Raw genomic sequence first — 16,803 nt, forward strand, 5'->3', positions numbered from 1 at the left:
CCACAACCGAAGTAAGGCATTTTCCGCATTACATGTAGGACGCATCCCGAAGTCGTTTTCCCACGTTGTACCAGCAAAAAACTTCAGCGAGTCTGCTGCACATCGTCACGATTAAAGAACGGATGCCGGTCCCCATCAGGAGATGTGACTTATGCCAAGCCCACGCGCAACGACCCGTAATCACTGTTTCATTTACCCGCTTGAATACCCGGACGGTCGCGCCTACGCCTGGAAACTGGACATTCAGCGCTCCGGCAAGATGCATCTGCACCTCTTCGACTTTGCCGAGTACGGAGGGGAAGCTGCAGCATTGGACGCGGCCGAAAACTTGCGCAACCAACTGGTGCTGAAAATGCCCCAGGCCTTCACTTATGAGAGCCGCCAACGCCTGATGCCGCACAACACCAGCGGGCACCCCGGGGTTTACCGGGTTCTGTCCAACCACATCGATTACTGGCGCGCGACGACGCGTATTCACGGTTACAACCTGAGCAAGAGCTTTCGCGTTGATCGTTATGGCGATGACGAGGCCAAGCGGCTGGCACTGCAAGAGCGCCAGCGGCAATTAAGCCTGTGCAACGAGCCCTATGACGTGGCCATGGAAAAACTGCAGCAGCACTTCAGCCAGACCAGCAGGCGCGTGCGCGAAAACCGTATCAACGCTGCGATGAATAGCCCCCGCCGACCTGAAGCCATTATCGAAAAGGCTTCAGCATCCAACCTGGAAGTCTTGTTGCCCATCAGTGCCGAGCAGGCGAGTCTGTCGATCAGTCGCCATTTCGCGGCAAGTACAAAGTAACCCGCAGGCCGCCGACGCGCAGGTTCTGCAAACTGACTTCACCGCCGTGGCTGTGGGCGATGCTGCGTGCGATACCCAGCCCCAGCCCGTAGCCCTGCTGCTGCCCGGCCAGGCGAAAGTGAGGCTCAAACACTTGCTCAAGCCGCTGTTCGGGAACGCCCGGCCCTTCATCGTCAACGGTCAGCACAAAAGCGTTTTCATTGTCATCAATACGCAAGTGCGCGTTTTTACCGTACTTGAGTGCGTTATCGATCAGGTTGCCCATGCAGCGCCGCAAAGCCAGCGGTTTGCCCGAATACGGCCAGAGGGCCCTCCCCTGTAACGTCACACGGCCATTTCCCTGCGGGAGCAAATAAGGCTCGATCAAGCAATCGAGCAGGTGATTCAAGTCCACTGCCTCGATATTTTCGTGAATATCAGTGTCTTTCACACATTGCAGCGCGCCTTTGACCAGCATCTCCAGCTCATCCAGATCGCGACCGAACTTGTGTTGCAGTTGCTCGTCGTCCAGCAGCTCAACGCGCAGGCGCAGGCGGGTAATGGGCGTGCGCAAATCATGGGAGATGGCACTGAACAATTGACTGCGCTCGGTCAAGTAACGACTGATACGCGCGCGCATGGTGTTCAAGGCACGCCCCACCTCGACCACTTCGCTGCCACCGCCCACCTCGACCGGCTTGACCTCATCCTCGCCCAGCGACATATCGCGGGCAGCCCGGGCCAGACGCTTGAGCGGGCGACTTTGCCAGTGCACTAGCAGCCCGATAAACAACAATAAAAAAATGCTGCTGAGGACGATAAACCACACCTGCAATGCCGGTAGGCCCTCTTCTTCAAGGCTGGTGTAGGGCTGGGGCAACAGGGACGCGATGTACAGCCATTCGCCCGGCACCATCTGAATTTGCGTCACCAGCACCGGCGGATTGACCGGTTCCAGGGTCAACGCAAAATGCGCCCAGGAACGTGGCAGCTCATCGAGCTTGAGACCGGCATTGAAAATACGTAAATCCTGCGGGCTGACAAACCTCACCGACATGTCGACGTTGGGCCCTACCGACTCGCGCAACACCTGATCCACCGCATCCAGCACCGCCTGCTTGCGCTGGGTCGGCGGCAACACTTGCATGTCCAAAGGCTTGTCATTGAGGCTGACGACAAAACGTGTACCGCCCATGCTGCGCAATTGATCCAGTACCAGCGGACGATAGGCCAATGGCAAGGAGCGCAGGTAGGTCACGGTCGCGTTCATCGAGTGCGCCATGCTGCGTGCACTGTTGACCAGGCCTTCAAGTTGCGTGGTACGCAACTGCGACAGCCAGATAGCACTGGACAGGGTTTGTGCCAGCAAAATGGCGAGCAAGGTCAGCAGCAACATGCGGCCCAGCAATGAGCGGGGCAAATGCCATTTGCGCAGGAATTTAAAGGTCATTGCCGAACGAGACCTGAGCCGCCAACTGATAACCACTACCGCGGATGGTGCGGATCAACCGCGGTGGTTTGTCGGTGTCGCGCAAGCGTTGGCGCAAGCGACTGACCGCCATGTCGACGATCCGGTCCAGCGGCATCAGGTCCCGCCCACGGGTAGCGTTGCCGATGGTGTCACGGTCGAGAATCTGCTGCGGGTTATCCAGAAACAACTTGAGCAAGGCGAAATCAGCCCCTGACAGGATTACCTCTTCGCCATCGGAATGAAACAGTCGATGGGTCACGGTGTTCAGTCGCCAGTCTTCAAAGGCCAGGACTTCGTTGCCCGAACTCGTATTGGCAAATTGCGCCCTGCGCAATAACGCCTTGATCCGCGCCAGCAGCTCGCGTGGGCTGAAGGGTTTACCCAGATAATCGTCGGCGCCCAGTTCAAGGCCAATGATCCGGTCCGCCTCGTCAGAGCTGGCGGTCAGCATAATGATCGGAATCTGGGCAAAACGTGGATGTTGACGCACCCAACGGCACAAACTGAAGCCATCTTCGTCGGGCAGCATGACATCAAGGATCAACAGATCGCTGGCCGCCGCATCCAGCGCTTCGCGAAACCCCGCACCATCGCCCACGGTGCGCACCTGAAAACCGGCGCGAGTGAGATAGAGATCAAGCAGTTCTCGGATTTCCTGGTCATCATCGACCAGCAAAATGGATTTGCCGGGTATGGTCACTGTGGTGTTCCTTATTTTTATTGGTAACCGCTGCCGCAGGCTGCGATGGCTTTGAAGGGCCTTCGGCCCTTATCGCAGCCTGCGGCAGCGGCTACAAGGTTTACACGTTTTAGCCAAACGCTTGCTGCAACGCCACTCCCGCACCGATCAAACCAGGGTACGGTGCCGTCACCAACCACACCGGGATGCCCTTCAGGTAATCACTCATACATCCCTTGTCGGCGAAGCTGCGGGCAAAGCCGCTGGCCAGGAAGATATCGGCAAAACGCGGAATCACACCGCCCACGATATACACCCCACCACGCCCGCCGATGGTCAGAACATTGTTGCCCGCCACACGTCCCAGCCAGCAACTGAAGTGCTCCAGCACCTGCAGCGCCACCGGATCCCCTTCCAGCGCGGCGGCGGTGATCGCACGGTCGCTGTCCAGCACCGGGGTATGACCATCCACTGCACAAATCGCCCGATAGACCCGCGGCAAACCGCTGCCGCTCAAAATGCTTTCAGCACTCACATGGCCAATTTCGTTGTAGATGTGTTGCCACAACTGCACTTCACGCGGGTTGCTCATGGGCAGGTCAACGTGGCCGCCCTCCCCCGGCAAGGCCATCCACTGCGCCTCGCCAAGATTTAGCAGGGTGCCCACGCCCAACCCGGTTCCAGGCCCGATAACCACCGATGGCCGCGTCGAGTCTGCAATACCCGGGCAAACCTGGCGCACGTCATCCGGTTGCAGGCGAGTCATGCCCAGGGCCATCGCACTGAAGTCATTGATCAGCAGCAGGTTGTCGACTTGTAACGCTTGGCAGAACCCCGAGCGGCTCAAGCGCCAATGGTTGTTGGTAAAGCGAAACTCATCGCCACTCACGGGACCTGCGACTGACAAACACACCGAACCTACAGAGCCCAGAGCCAGGTTCAGGTCGTGCAGATAAAGCTTGATGGCGTCTTGCGGGCAGGCAAAATCTGCCGTGGCCAGCACGCGGACCGAATGCAGCTGGTCGTTTTCCCACAGCGCAAACCGTGCATTTGTGCCGCCAATGTCACCGACCAGTGCGAGCTTCATTTCAAATTTTCCAGAGACGAGGTAAAGGTGCTCGCGCCCTGCTCGGCCGAACTGAAGGCCTGACGCATAAACGCAAACAACTCACGCCCGGTGCCGACGGCATTATCCAGAGTGCCGATGGCCGGGGTGCGCGCCGCGAATTCTGCCTCATCCACCAGCAGTTGCAATGTGCCTTTGACGCCATCGACACGAATCATGTCGCCGTCCTGCACTCGCGCCAGGGCGCCGCCAATCGAAGCCTCGGGGCTGACATGAATCGCTGCCGGGATTTTGCCCGATGCGCCTGACATCCGCCCGTCAGTAATCAGCGCCACCTTGAAGCCCCGGTCCTGCAACACACCGAGGAACGGCGTCATTTTGTGCAGCTCGGGCATGCCATTGGAACGCGGGCCCTGAAAACGCATCACGGCGACAAAATCGTGTTCCAGTTCGCCCGCCTTGAATGCATCGGCCAGTTGCTGCTGATCCTGGAACACGCGGGCCGGGGCTTCGACGATTTGATGCTCCGGCGCGACCGCCGAGACTTTCATCACTCCTCGGCCCAGATTACCTTGCATCACCCGCAACCCGCCCTCGGCCGAGAATGCACGGGCAACCGGGCGCAGGATCGCCTCATCGAGGCTTTCAATCGGGCCTTCGCGCCAAACCAGTTCGCCATCCACCAGGAACGGTTCACGGGTGTAACGGCTCAGGCCATAACCCGCCACGGTGTTGACGTTTTCGTGGAGCAGACCGGCTTCGAGCAGTTCTCGAATCAGGAACGCCATACCGCCCGCGGCCTGGAAGTGGTTGATATCGGCTTTGCCGTTTGGATAGACGTGGGACAGGGTCGGCACCACCTCGGACAGGTCGGCCATGTCCTGCCAGGTCAATTGAATGCCCGCTGCCATGGCAATCGCCGGCATATGCAAGGTGTGGTTGGTCGAACCGCCGGTAGCGTGCAGCGCGACGATGGAGTTCACCAGCGAGCGCTCGTCAACGATTTCGCCCAATGGCATGAAGTCGCCATTTTGCTTGGTCAGACGGGTAACCTGGTGAGCGGCTTCGCGGGTCAGCGCATCACGCAATGGCGTGTAGGGATTGACGAAAGAGGCACCCGGCAAATGCAGGCCCATCACTTCCATCAACAACTGGTTGGTGTTGGCGGTGCCGTAAAACGTACAGGTTCCAGGGCTGTGGTAGGACTTCATTTCCGACTCCAGCAGCTCCTCGCGGCTGGCCTTGCCTTCAGCGTAACGCTGACGCACGTCGGCTTTTTCCTTGTTGGAAATCCCCGATGGCATCGGCCCACCCGGTACAAAAATGGTCGGCAGATGCCCGAAGCGCAGTGCGCCCATCAGCAGGCCCGGCACGATCTTGTCGCAAATCCCCAGCATCAGCGCCGCATCGAACATGTTGTGCGACAGCGCCACGGCCGTCGACAACGCGATCACTTCGCGGCTCAGCAAGCTGAGCTCCATGCCCGCCTCGCCTTGGGTCACGCCATCACACATGGCAGGCGTGCCACCAGCGAACTGACCCACCGAGCCAATTTCGCGCAACGCTTTTTTGATTTGTTCAGGAAAGTGTTCGTAAGGCTGATGAGCCGACAGCATGTCGTTATATGACGAAACTATTGCAACGTTGGCAGCGTTCATCATCCGCAGGCTGTTTTTATCTTCTGTGCCGCACCCGGCCACACCATGGGCAAAGTTGGCACATTGCAGCTTGCCGCGTTGCGGACCGTCACTGGCGGCGCCGCGAATAAGTGTCAGGTACGCCTCACGGGTGGCACGACTACGGGCAATAAGACGCTCGGTGACTTCAAGAACGCGGGGATGCATGTGTTGAACTCCAGGCTAACGGATGTGGCGACCTGTACGTGTCCTATGCTGATCGAAGGGTGCAGACACACGACTTCAATCATTCGGACCCGTTGATTCAGGTCACTCGTTGTAGATAAAACAAAATATTGCCACTTAAATGGCTTGTTTTCTATTTTTATGCGAATAATCTTGTAATTCCAACAACAAATCGATGGCAGGCGCTTTCCATGACTCTACGAATCGCAATCAATGGTTTTGGCCGGATCGGCCGGAACGTCCTGCGCGCACTGTATACCCAAGGTTACCGCCAGGACCTGCAGATCGTCGCCATCAACGATCTGGGTGACAGTTCGATCAACGCTCATCTGCTCAAGTACGACACCGTTCACGGCACGTTCGACGCCAGCGTCGAGCATGATCAGGAGAGCCTGACCGTCAATGGCGACCGCATTAGCGTGTCAGCCATTCGGAACCCGGCTGAACTGCCGTGGGCGGCGCTGAAAATTGACGTGGTGTTTGAATGCACAGGTTTGTTCACCGATCGCAGTAAAGCCGAGGCGCATATTATCGCCGGTGCCCGTAAAGTGATTATCTCTGCACCAGGTAAAAATGCCGATGCGACTGTGGTCTACGGTGTTAACCACGACATTCTGCGCCAATCCCATCAAATTATTTCCAATGCGTCCTGCACCACCAACTGCCTGGCACCGGTGGCGCAAATCCTGCACCGCGAGTTCGGCATTGAAAACGGCCTGATGACCACCATCCACGCCTACACCAATGACCAGAACCTGACCGACGTTTATCACTCGGACCCGTACCGTGCACGCTCGGCTACCCAGAACATGATCCCGAGCAAAACCGGCGCCGCCGAAGCTGTGGGCCTGGTATTGCCAGAGCTGGCCGGCAAGCTGACCGGCATGGCCGTGCGGGTTCCGGTGATCAACGTGTCGCTGGTCGACCTGACCATCGAGCTCAAACGTGAAACCACCGCGGCTGAAGTCAATGCGCTGTTTAAAGAGGCCAGCCAGCACTCCAAGGTACTGGGTTACAACAGCCTGCCGCTGGTATCGAGCGATTTCAATCACAACCCTCTGTCGTCCATTTTCGACGCCAATCACACCAAAGTAAGCGGCAAGCTGCTTAAGGTTCTGGCCTGGTACGACAATGAGTGGGGTTTCTCCAACCGCATGCTCGATAACTGCCTGGCGCTGTACAACGCGGAGTAACGCGATGATCGGTATCAGCTTCACCACGGCCACCTTGGCGGCGCGCAAGCGCATCGCCCTGGTGGCCCATGATCACTGCAAAGGCTTTTTGCTGGAGTGGGCCGAGCGCCATAAAGAGGAACTCGGCCAGCATGACCTGTGTGCCACTGGCACTACCGGCCTGCTGTTGAGCCAGCGTCTTGGGCTGCCGATCGAAAGCATGATCAGCGGACCTTTGGGCGGCGATCAACAGCTTGGCGCACGGATTGCCGAGCAGCGGATCGATATGCTGGTGTTTTTCTGGGACCCGTTCGAACCTCAGCCCCACGACCCGGACATCAAGGCCCTGCTGCGAGTGGCTGCAGTATGGAACATTCCGGTGGCCTGCAATGAATGCAGCGCGGACTACCTGCTCAGCAGCCCATTGATGAGCCAGGCCCACGAACACCGCATCCCGGATTACAGTGCGTATTTGAAAGGACGGGCGTAAGTCTGGGCACCTATTGTGTAGCAGCTGCCGAGGCACGAGGCTGCGTTCGGCTGCGAAGCAATCGTAAAATCATAGTGTTCGGTGGGTCAGGAAAACCGTGCATTCAGGGTTTACGGTCGCTTCGCAACCGAACGCAGCCTTCGGCAGTTGCTACAGGATAATTACACCTTTTTAAAACATCACTTGACCAACAGCACGGATGATAAGCATTATCATTCGCTCAAAATCGGTCGGGTAGCACAGTGAGCCAGTCCCACTTCAATCAAGTCTTCCTTACCCAACGGGTAACCTTGCTGCGCACTCTGGAGCGGATGGTCAACAACCACAGCACCGCCGAGGACCTGCTGCAAGAGACCTACTTGCGCGTAACCCGGGCCTTGAGCGAGCGCTCCGTCGAGCACCTTGAACCCTTTGTCTTCCAGACCGCACGCAACCTGGCGCTTGATCACCTGCGCGCCCGCCGTATTCAGTCACGCACCGTGGTCGAAGATGTGCCACTGGAAGTCATCGAAGGCGTCGCCTCCACCCACAGCACCCCGGAAGAAGCCCATCAAGCCGCGCAACTACTGGAGCGTTTGAGTGTGAGCCTGAGCCAGCTAAGTGCGCGTCAACAACGGATTTTCATCCTCAGCCGCCTGCATGGCTGCAGTTATCAAGAAATTGCCGAAGAACTTGACGTGTCACTGAGCACCGTTCAAAAGGAACTCAAATTGATCATGGCAATCTGCATCGGGGTAGCCGACAGACTTGAACGCCCTTAACCTTAAGCGGTGATGCCTGTAAGAACGCTCTGAAACTGCCAAGGAACATCCGTGACGGACACTCACAAATCTGCCGTGCCTGAACTGGCGCAAGACGTGCTGCAAGACAGCGCCATGGATCAGGCACTGGACTGGCTGATTACCCTTGAGTGTGCGAGCGACGAACAGCAAACCGCCTTCGAAAACTGGCTGAATGCCGACCCGGCCCATGCCCGGGCCTTTGCCAGGGCCAACGCGATATGGAATGGAGAGCCGGTGCTGGCCGCCGCGCAAACCCTGCAGACCCATCGCACACCCAGCCTGCTGCGACGCATCGGGCGGCATTGGAAACACTTGGCAACCGCAGCGGTGGTAATTATCAGCGTGGGCAGTTACAGCAATGTGCCCTTGCGCCTGCAAGCCGATCATTTGACCGTGATCGGCGAGCGCCAGCGTCTGCAACTCGAAGATGGCTCCAAAGTACTGCTTAACACCAATTCCGCGTTCTCCAGCAAGGTGGTCAACGCCCAAGGCAGCGCTCGCCTGTACCAGGGTGAGGCGTATTTTGAGATCCCGGCCAATCTGGAATTCCCGCTGGTGCTCGATGCCGGCCCCGTACGCGTGAGTGTGCGCGACACCGACTTCGCCGTGAGTTACCTCAATGGCGAAGCCCAAGTACGAGTGCAGCGCGGCGATGTGGACTTGCGGGTGAGCAGTGCCGGTACGCAAATGCGCCTGTCTGCCGGCAACAGCGTCAGCATTGGCCCCAACGGTTTCAGCAAGACCGCCAAACTTAACCCCCAGACCGACCTGGCCTGGGTTCAAGGACGCCTGGTGTTTGAGAACTGCCCCATGGGCAAAGTGCTGGACGAAGTACGGCGCTACTACCCCGGCTGGATCGTCAACAACAACGACAAACTGGCCAGCGTCGCCGTGACCGGTAACTACCGGCTCGATCAGCCGCTGGACATCCTGCGCTCGCTGGCTCACATCACTTCCAGCAACATCTCGGAATTCCCGGCGCTGGTCATTCTCAATTAAATGTTTGAGATGCTTCTGTGGGAGCGAGCCTGCTCGCGAAGGTCGCAAACGATAGCGCGCTTTCGCGAGCAGTCTCGCTCCCACAGTTGAGGTCACAGGGACCTTGAGTAACTAGCATCACAATTAAATGTAGGTTTTTTTACTCGATAGCCGTAGGTCATTCGTCTCGTTGTAGTCAATGCAACTGATTCGCATTTTGAATCAGCTTCGCAACTATAAGATTCGTTCACCTCGGAGCGCTATCAATGCCCACTCGTTTCAACAGCCGGCCCTCATCCAACGTCCGCACAGGCGGTTTGCAGCAATGCACATTGTCGTTGTTGACCGCTGCCATAATTTTGGCTGGCGTACAGGCGGCTCCAGTCCTGGCGGCAACCGATGAGCAGCCGGCTACGCGTTCCGTGGGTAACTACAAGTTTGCAATCACGCAACAGCCACTGGCCTCTGCCCTGAACGATTTCAGTACAGTCACCGGCTGGCAGGTCGGCCTGCCGGCTGAGCTGGCGCAGAACGTTTCTTCACCCGGCGTACGCGGCTCGCTGTCCCCGGAAAAAGCTCTGGAGCGTTTGCTGATCGGTACCAACCTGGGCTACCGCAAACTGAGCAACAACAATATCGTGCTGGAAAAGCGCAGTGGCACCACCGGCACCCTGGCCCTGCAACAAGTGACCATTAGCGCCACCCGCCAGGAGCAGGATGTAAACTCGGTGCCCAGCACCGTCAGCGTCCATGACCGCCAGGATATGGACCGCAATAACGTCAATACCATCAAAGACCTGGTGCGGTATGAGTCGGGTGTTTCGGTAGGTGGTGCCGGTCAGCGTGGTGGTATCAGTAACTACAACATCCGCGGCATCGATGGCGACCGGATTCTGACCCAGGTCGATGGCGTAGAAATCCCCAACTCGTTCTTCAACGGCCCTTACGCCAAGACCCAGCGCAACTATGTCGACCCGGAAGTCATCAAGCGCGTCGAAATCCTGCGTGGTCCGGCGTCAGTGCTGTACGGCAGCAACGCCATCGGCGGCGCCGTCAGCTACTTCACCCTGGACCCGGATGACATTATCAAGCCAGGCCAGGATGTCGGTGCCCGCCTTAAAACAGGTTACAGCTCGGCCGATCGCAGTTGGCTGAAATCAGGCACCGTGGCCGGGCGCTCCGGCGAATTCGACGGCCTGCTGCACCTGAGCCAGCGTGAGGGTCACGAAACCGAATCCTATGGCGATCACGGCGGCACCGGTCTGTCCCGCACTGCGGCCAACCCCGAAGACGTGAAAACCACCAACGTACTGGCCAAGGCAGGCTGGAACTACAACGATGATGATCGTCTTGGCTTCACTTATGAGAAGTACAAGGACCGTCTCGACATTAATGAGAAAAGTGCGGTCGGCGGTCCGTTCGGCAAAGGTGTAGGCCAAAACATGTACCGCTCCCGTGACGGTAAAGACACCATCAGCCGTGAGCGTTTTGGCCTTGAAAACAGCATGGTGCTCGACACCCTGCTGGCCGACCACTTCAAGTGGAGCCTGAACTATCAGATCGCCAAGACTGACCAAAAGACCCTGGAGGACTACTACGTCCCGTTCTCCCGCAATGTAATGCGCTCGCGTAACACCACCTACGAAGAAAAGACTTGGGTACTCGATGCCCAGGCGGACAAAGCCTTCAATATTGGTGACACCGATCACTTGCTGACCTACGGCGCCACCATCAAGCACCAAAAAGTCACCGGCTCGCGCAGCGGCTCGGGTACTTGCCTGGCAGTGGGTACAGGGTGCCCGTCCGTCGGTGCCGACAGTTCAAAAGACTATCTGGTCAAATCCAGCGATTTCCCGGACCCGACCATCAACACCTATAGCCTGTTCGCCCAGGATCAGATCAGCTGGAACGACTGGACCTTTATGCCGGGCCTGCGTTACGACTACACCAAGCTGACGCCGCACATCACTCAAGAGTTCCTGAACACCGTTAACCCTGAAAATCTGGACACGGTCAGCGACAAGGAAAAGGTCTGGCATCGCCTGTCGCCCAAGCTAGGCGTGACCTATGCGTTCAACGACAACTACACCTGGTACGGCCAATATGCCGAAGGCTTCCGTACACCGACCGCCAAATCACTGTATGGCCGCTTTGATAACCTTCAGGCAGGCTACTCGGTAGAGCCAAACCCGGACCTGGAACCGGAAAAAAGCAAAAGCTACGAGACCGGCTTGCGCGGCAACTTTGACGCTGGATCATTCGACGTTGCGGTTTTCTATAACAAGTACCGCGACTTCATCAATGAAGACGCCATCACTCCTGGCTATGACGACCTCAAGTTCCGGGCCAACAATATCAAGCACGCCACCATCAAGGGTGCAGAAGTGAAAGGTCGCTTGAATCTGGACGCCTTCGGCGCGCCTCAAGGCCTGTACACCCGTGGCTCGGTGGCCTATGCCCACGGCCGCAATGACGACACCGGCCAGCCAATCAACAGCGTCAACCCGCTGACCGCCGTCATGGGCCTGGGCTACGAGCAGCAAAACTACGGCGGTCTGGTGAGCTGGACCCTGGTCAAGAACAAGGATCAGGTAGACGACACCAGCTTCTTCGCCCCGGATGGCACCAGCACCCAATTCAAGTCGCCGGGCTATGGCGTGCTCGACCTGACCGGTTTCTACAAGGTCACCAAGGACGTCACCGTCAACGCTGGCCTGTACAACCTGACCGACAAAAAATACTGGAACTGGGATGACGTGCGCGGCTACGACAGCGTGGGGGAAGCCGGTGTGCTGAACCCGGCCAATATGGAGCGCTTGACCGCTCCAGGCCGCAACTTCGCAATCAATCTGGTCTGGGATATCTGACCTCAAAGCTCACCGCGCAGGCTTTTGCTCTGCGCAGTGAGGATTTTTTACTGTGATGCGTCTTCCTGATCGTCTAGTTACAAAGCGCATCTCATTCTCAAGGATATATTCATGACCGCTCCTGAATCCGCAGCACGTCCTGCCTTGCGTTCGCAACGTCTGAACCAGATCACCAACGAGCCGCATCAAAAGCTCGACACACTGGTCAAGGCGCACAAGCCGTTTGAAGAAGTGGCCAATTTCGCCCGCTTTGTCGTGGCCCAGTACCTGTTCCAGTCGGAACTCAAGACGCTGTATACCGACCCGGCCCTGAAAGAGATCGTGCCCGACTTGCCAGAGCGCTGCCGCGCCGAGCAAGCCAAGGCCGACCTGGCTGACCTCAACACCGAAGTGCCGGCCCCGGTTGCCGGTGCGGTCAACTCGCCAAGCAAGGCCGAAGCACTGGGCTGGATCTTCGTTTCCGAAGGCTCCAAGTTAGGCGCTGCGTTCTTGATCAAGCGTGCCGTGGGCCTGGGCCTGAGCGACACCTTTGGTGCCCGCCACTTGGGCGAGCCTGCTGGTGGCCGTGCCGAAGGCTGGAAAAGCTTTATCAAGACCCTTGACGGTCTGAAACTGACCGCTGAAGAAGAAACCGATCTGGACAAAGGTGCAGTAGCGGCTTTTGAGCGTTTCACCGTATTACTGGAACACGCCTACGCTGCTCAGCCAGAACTGGCTTAAGCTGACAGGCCCGGTCAGCGCTGGCTGACCGGGAGTCCTTTTATGCGTCTTGAGCTTATGACCCGCCAAAGCCAATCCTCGTCGAAAATCACTCGCATTCTGTTCGGCTTGCTGGCCTACGTGAGCCTTGCCATTGGCCTGATCGCCATTGTGATTCCTGGCCTGCCAACTACCGAATTCATTTTGCTCGCTGCCTGGGCCGCGACCAAAAGCTCCCCGCGCCTGAGTGCCTGGCTCGAAAATCACCGTTTGTTTGGCCCGATCCTGACTAACTGGCGCAACGGCAAAATCATCCAGCGCAAGGCCAAGGTCAGCGCCACCATCAGCATGCTGCTGTGTGCAGGGTTGATGCTGTATGTGCTCGACCACCAATGGCCGGTCTTCCTCGCCATTGCCGGCATGAGCATGGGCAACCTGTGGATCTGGTCACGGCCGGAGCGCTTACCTGTTGCAACTGCAAAACACCTGTAGCCGCTGCCGCAGGAACGAGGCTGCGTAAGACGACGTAGTCGTCGTAAAACATGAATCCCATTTTTACCTGACACAACCAAATTGCCTGACTTTACGACGGCTTCGCCGCCGGACGCAGCCTCGCAGGCTCGGCAGCTGCTACAAAATAATCACAAGCTTATAAAACCGCCATAGAGCGCATACGCCGCCCCCAGTGCAGTCATCAGCACCGCCGCAAAAATCACCTTCTCCCATGTTTTGAACAGAGGTTCATTCTGTTCACGCTTGGCCTTGGCAAAAAAGAAAATCCCCGGGGCATACAGCAACGCCGACAGCAACAGATACTTGGGGCCCGCCGCATACAGCAACCACATCGCATAGATCAGCGCGACAGCCCCCACCGCCAGGTCCTTGATGCGCCGACGACCCGCCCGCTCGTAAGTCTCGCCCCTTATGCACAACAGCACCGCATAGGCGGCCGACCACAGGTAAGGCACCAGAATCATCGACGAGGCCAGGTAGATCAGGCTGGTATAGGTGCCGGCAGACACCAGGGTGATAATCAAAAAAATCTGGATCATCGAGTTGGTCAGCCACAAGGCGTTGACCGGTACATGGTTGGCGTTTTCCTTTTTCAAAAACGCCGGCATGGTTTTATCCCTTGCCGTGGCATACAGAATTTCTGCACACAGCAACGCCCACGACAACAGCGCCCCCAGCAACGAAATCGCCAAGCCGATACTGATTAGAATCGCCCCCCACTCCCCCACCACATGCTTGAGTACACCGGCCATCGACGGATTCTGCAGCTTCGCCAGCTCCGGTTGGCTCATGATGCCCAGCGACAGCACGTTGACCAGCACCAGCAACGCCAGCACGCCGAGAAAACCGATGACGGTGGCCTTGCCCACATCCGAACGTCTTTCGGCCCGCCCCGAGTACACACTGGCGCCTTCGATGCCAATAAACACAAACACCGTGACCAGCATCATGTTGCGCACCTGGTCCATCACACTGCCCAGGCTCGGGGTCTCGGCCCCCCAAAAATCCCGGGTAAAAATATCCGCTTTAAATGCCACACCAGCCAACACGATAAACATCACGATCGGCACGATTTTGGCGACGGTGGTCAGCTGGTTGATGAACGCTGCCTCCTTGATCCCGCGCAGCACCAAAAAGTGCACACCCCACAACAGCAGCGACGCACAACCGATGGCAATCGGCGTGTTGCCTTGCCCGAACATCGGGAAAAAATAGCCCAGGGTACTGAACAGCAACACGAAGTAGCCGACGTTGCCCATCCAGGCGCTGATCCAGTAACCCCAGGCGGACGAAAAACCCATGTAATCGCCGAAACCGGCCTTGGCGTAGGCATACACCCCGGAGTCGAGTTCCGGCTTGCGATTGGCAAGGGTCTGAAACACAAAGGCCAGCGCCAGCATGCCCACCGCAGTGATCGCCCAGCCGATCAACACTGCACCGCCCGCTGCACGCTCGGCGATATTTTGTGGCAGCGAAAAAATCCCGCCGCCAATCATCGAGCCAACCACCAACGCGATCAGGGCGTTTAGCCGGAGCTTCTGTGTCTGTTGCGACATCGCCACCTCTGCTGCTGTTGATTTAAAACTCAGGGCTATAAAGCTACAGCCACTCACCGACTAAATATATGAACTAACCGAACGTTTAATAGGGTTGCGCAATAAGCCGGCCATTCTTAATTGCGAACCTTTCTATTGAAACCTAAAAAACTGTTCACATATAGATGACGATTTAATTTCGTCGACAGGTTCATGAAACATGGCAATGAAATTTGCATATCTGAAAATACTGGCTAGCTTCAATCCCCACGACCCTCCGGTCGACGAACGTATTAATACCTGAAAACATGTCTGGAGTAAGGCTTTCAGGAAGCGTCATAAAAATACGTCATCGCGACCTTCCCCGCTCTATCAACAATGGAATGTAGTAATGCCCTGATCTATGTCAAACGGCTCGAATACCAATGGACTTACTTTGAAGCCTCACTTCTCCTGGATTGGAGTTACTACAAATGTCTGATACTCCTGGAAAACTGCGACTGGGTGCGCTGGTTGCTCTAGTAGTTGGTTCAATGATTGGCGGTGGCATTTTTTCATTGCCGCAAAACATGGCCGCCAGTGCCGATGTGGGTGCAATCCTGATCGGTTGGGCAATCACCGCAGTCGGTATGTTAACCCTCGCTTTTGTGTTCCAAACCCTCGCCAACCGCAAACCTGACCTCGACGGCGGCGTCTATGCCTACGCCAAGGCCGGCTTCGGCGATTACATGGGTTTCTCATCCGCTTGGGGTTACTGGATCAGCGCCTGGCTGGGTAACGTCGGCTACTTCGTGTTGCTGTTCAGCACCTTGGGTTACTTCTTCCCGATCTTCGGTGAAGGCAACACCCCTGCGGCCATCATCGGTGCCTCAATCCTGCTGTGGGCTGTGCATTTTCTGGTACTGCGCGGGATCAAGGAAGCAGCGTTCATCAACCTGGTGACCACCGTTGCCAAGGTCGTACCGCTGGTGCTGTTTATCCTGATTGCCATCTTCGCGTTCAAGCTGGACATCTTTACCAGCGACATCTGGGGCGTGAAAAACCCGGATCTGGGCAGCGTGATGGACCAGGTGCGCAACATGATGCTGGTCACCGTATGGGTGTTCATCGGTATCGAAGGCGCAAGCATCTTCTCTTCCCGTGCCGAGAAACGTTCGGACGTGGGTCGAGCTACCGTGATCGGTTTTATCACCGTGCTGCTGTTGCTGGTACTGGTGAACGTGCTGTCGCTGGGCATCATGACTCAGCCTGAACTGGCCAAACTGCAGAACCCGTCGATGGCGGCCGTGCTTGAGCATGTGGTCGGTCACTGGGGTGCGGTGCTGATCAGCGTCGGCTTGATCATCTCGCTGCTGGGTGCCCTGTTGTCCTGGGTACTGCTGTGCGCCGAAATCATGTTCGCGGCGGCCAAGGACCACACCATGCCGGCCTTCCTGAAAAAGGAAAACGCCAACCATGTTCCGGTCAACGCCCTGTGGCTCACCAACGCCATGGTGCAACTGTTCCTGATCATCACCCTGTTCTCGGCCAGTACCTATCTGTCGCTGATCTACCTCGCGACCTCGATGATTCTGGTGCCTTACCTCTGGTCTGCGGCCTACGGCTTCCTGCTGGCGGTGCGTGCCGAGACTTACGAGAACGCCCTGGCAGAACGCAAGAAAGACTTGATCATCGGTGGTATCGCGCTGATCTACGCCATCTGGCTGATCTATGCCGGCGGCCTCAAGTACCTGCTGCTGTCGGCCCTGCTGTACGCACCTGGCGCCATTCTGTTCGCCAAGGCCAAGCGTGAAAGTGGCCAACCTGTTTTCACCAACATCGAGAAAGTAATTTTTGCCGCAGTAGTGATCGGTGCCCTGGTGGCTGCCTATGGTCTCTACGACGGCTTCCTGACCCTGTAACAACCTGTTT

Annotated in this window: 14 protein-coding genes; 9 read left to right on the forward strand and 5 right to left on the reverse strand. The window is 57.2% G+C overall.

From position 1 onward, the window contains the following. The first annotated feature begins 151 nt into the window (after positions 1–151). Positions 152–799, forward strand: a complete 648-nt coding sequence (locus U5A05_RS18635; protein WP_261739366.1) for an AP2 domain-containing protein — start codon at positions 152–154, stop codon at positions 797–799. On the opposite strand, the gene U5A05_RS18640 is transcribed toward U5A05_RS18635, so the two are convergent. From U5A05_RS18640 to edd, 4 genes are all read right to left on the reverse strand, one after another. Further along, a complete protein-coding gene (locus U5A05_RS18640; protein WP_315968124.1) occupies positions 768–2,228 on the reverse strand; it encodes an ATP-binding protein in 1,461 nt (486 codons plus the stop codon). The two genes, U5A05_RS18635 and U5A05_RS18640, sit on opposite strands and share 32 nt — an antisense overlap. Next, positions 2,218–2,949, reverse strand: coding sequence for a response regulator (locus tag U5A05_RS18645; RefSeq protein ID WP_261739367.1), 732 nt, complete (start codon positions 2,947–2,949; stop codon positions 2,218–2,220). The genes U5A05_RS18640 and U5A05_RS18645 overlap by 11 nt, the downstream gene beginning before the upstream one ends. Positions 2,950–3,058: 109 nt before the next feature. Continuing rightward, positions 3,059–4,015 carry a glucokinase gene (locus tag U5A05_RS18650; protein ID WP_261739368.1) on the reverse strand — a complete coding sequence of 319 codons (957 nt, stop codon included), beginning with the start codon at positions 4,013–4,015 and terminating at the stop codon, positions 3,059–3,061. Further along, positions 4,012–5,838, reverse strand: coding sequence for a phosphogluconate dehydratase (gene edd / locus U5A05_RS18655; RefSeq protein ID WP_321834290.1), 1,827 nt, complete (start codon positions 5,836–5,838; stop codon positions 4,012–4,014). Before edd ends, U5A05_RS18650 begins: the two co-directional genes overlap by 4 nt. A gap of 209 nt (positions 5,839–6,047) precedes the next feature. On the opposite strand from edd, the gene gap reads away from it, so the two are divergent. The 7 genes from gap to U5A05_RS18690 all read left to right on the forward strand — a co-directional run bounded on the left by gap (position 6,048) and on the right by U5A05_RS18690 (position 13,336). Next, positions 6,048–7,049, forward strand: a complete 1,002-nt coding sequence (gap, locus tag U5A05_RS18660; RefSeq protein ID WP_261739370.1) for a type I glyceraldehyde-3-phosphate dehydrogenase — start codon at positions 6,048–6,050, stop codon at positions 7,047–7,049. Between the two features lie 4 nt (positions 7,050–7,053). Beyond that, a complete protein-coding gene (locus U5A05_RS18665; RefSeq protein WP_261739371.1) occupies positions 7,054–7,518 on the forward strand; it encodes a methylglyoxal synthase in 465 nt (154 codons plus the stop codon). Positions 7,519–7,760: 242 nt separating this feature from the next. Beyond that, positions 7,761–8,279, forward strand: a complete 519-nt coding sequence (locus tag U5A05_RS18670) for an RNA polymerase sigma factor (protein WP_261739372.1) — start codon at positions 7,761–7,763, stop codon at positions 8,277–8,279. A gap of 51 nt (positions 8,280–8,330) precedes the next feature. After that, positions 8,331–9,299 carry a FecR family protein gene (locus tag U5A05_RS18675; RefSeq protein ID WP_261739373.1) on the forward strand — a complete coding sequence of 323 codons (969 nt, stop codon included), beginning with the start codon at positions 8,331–8,333 and terminating at the stop codon, positions 9,297–9,299. A 245-nt stretch (positions 9,300–9,544) separates the two neighbouring features. Then, positions 9,545–12,145 carry a TonB-dependent receptor gene (locus tag U5A05_RS18680; RefSeq protein ID WP_321834291.1) on the forward strand — a complete coding sequence of 867 codons (2,601 nt, stop codon included), beginning with the start codon at positions 9,545–9,547 and terminating at the stop codon, positions 12,143–12,145. 111 nt (positions 12,146–12,256) lie between these two features. Beyond that, on the forward strand, positions 12,257–12,865 hold the full coding sequence (locus U5A05_RS18685; protein WP_261739375.1) for a biliverdin-producing heme oxygenase: 609 nt from the start codon (positions 12,257–12,259) through the stop codon (positions 12,863–12,865). Between the two features lie 57 nt (positions 12,866–12,922). Further along, complete coding sequence (locus U5A05_RS18690) at positions 12,923–13,336, forward strand: YbaN family protein (protein ID WP_321836533.1); 414 nt, start codon at positions 12,923–12,925, stop codon at positions 13,334–13,336. Positions 13,337–13,485: 149 nt separating this feature from the next. On the opposite strand, the gene arcD (U5A05_RS18695) is transcribed toward U5A05_RS18690, so the two are convergent. Further along, positions 13,486–14,913, reverse strand: a complete 1,428-nt coding sequence (gene arcD / locus U5A05_RS18695; protein ID WP_321834292.1) for an arginine-ornithine antiporter — start codon at positions 14,911–14,913, stop codon at positions 13,486–13,488. A 452-nt stretch (positions 14,914–15,365) separates the two neighbouring features. Between arcD (U5A05_RS18695) and arcD (U5A05_RS18700) the strand changes: the two genes are divergently transcribed. Next, a complete protein-coding gene (gene arcD / locus U5A05_RS18700) occupies positions 15,366–16,793 on the forward strand; it encodes an arginine-ornithine antiporter (protein ID WP_261739377.1) in 1,428 nt (475 codons plus the stop codon). The last annotated feature ends 10 nt before the right edge of the window (positions 16,794–16,803 follow it).

This window comes from Pseudomonas kulmbachensis, assembly GCF_963681935.1.
Taxonomy (GTDB): Bacteria; Pseudomonadota; Gammaproteobacteria; order Pseudomonadales; family Pseudomonadaceae; genus Aquipseudomonas; species Aquipseudomonas kulmbachensis.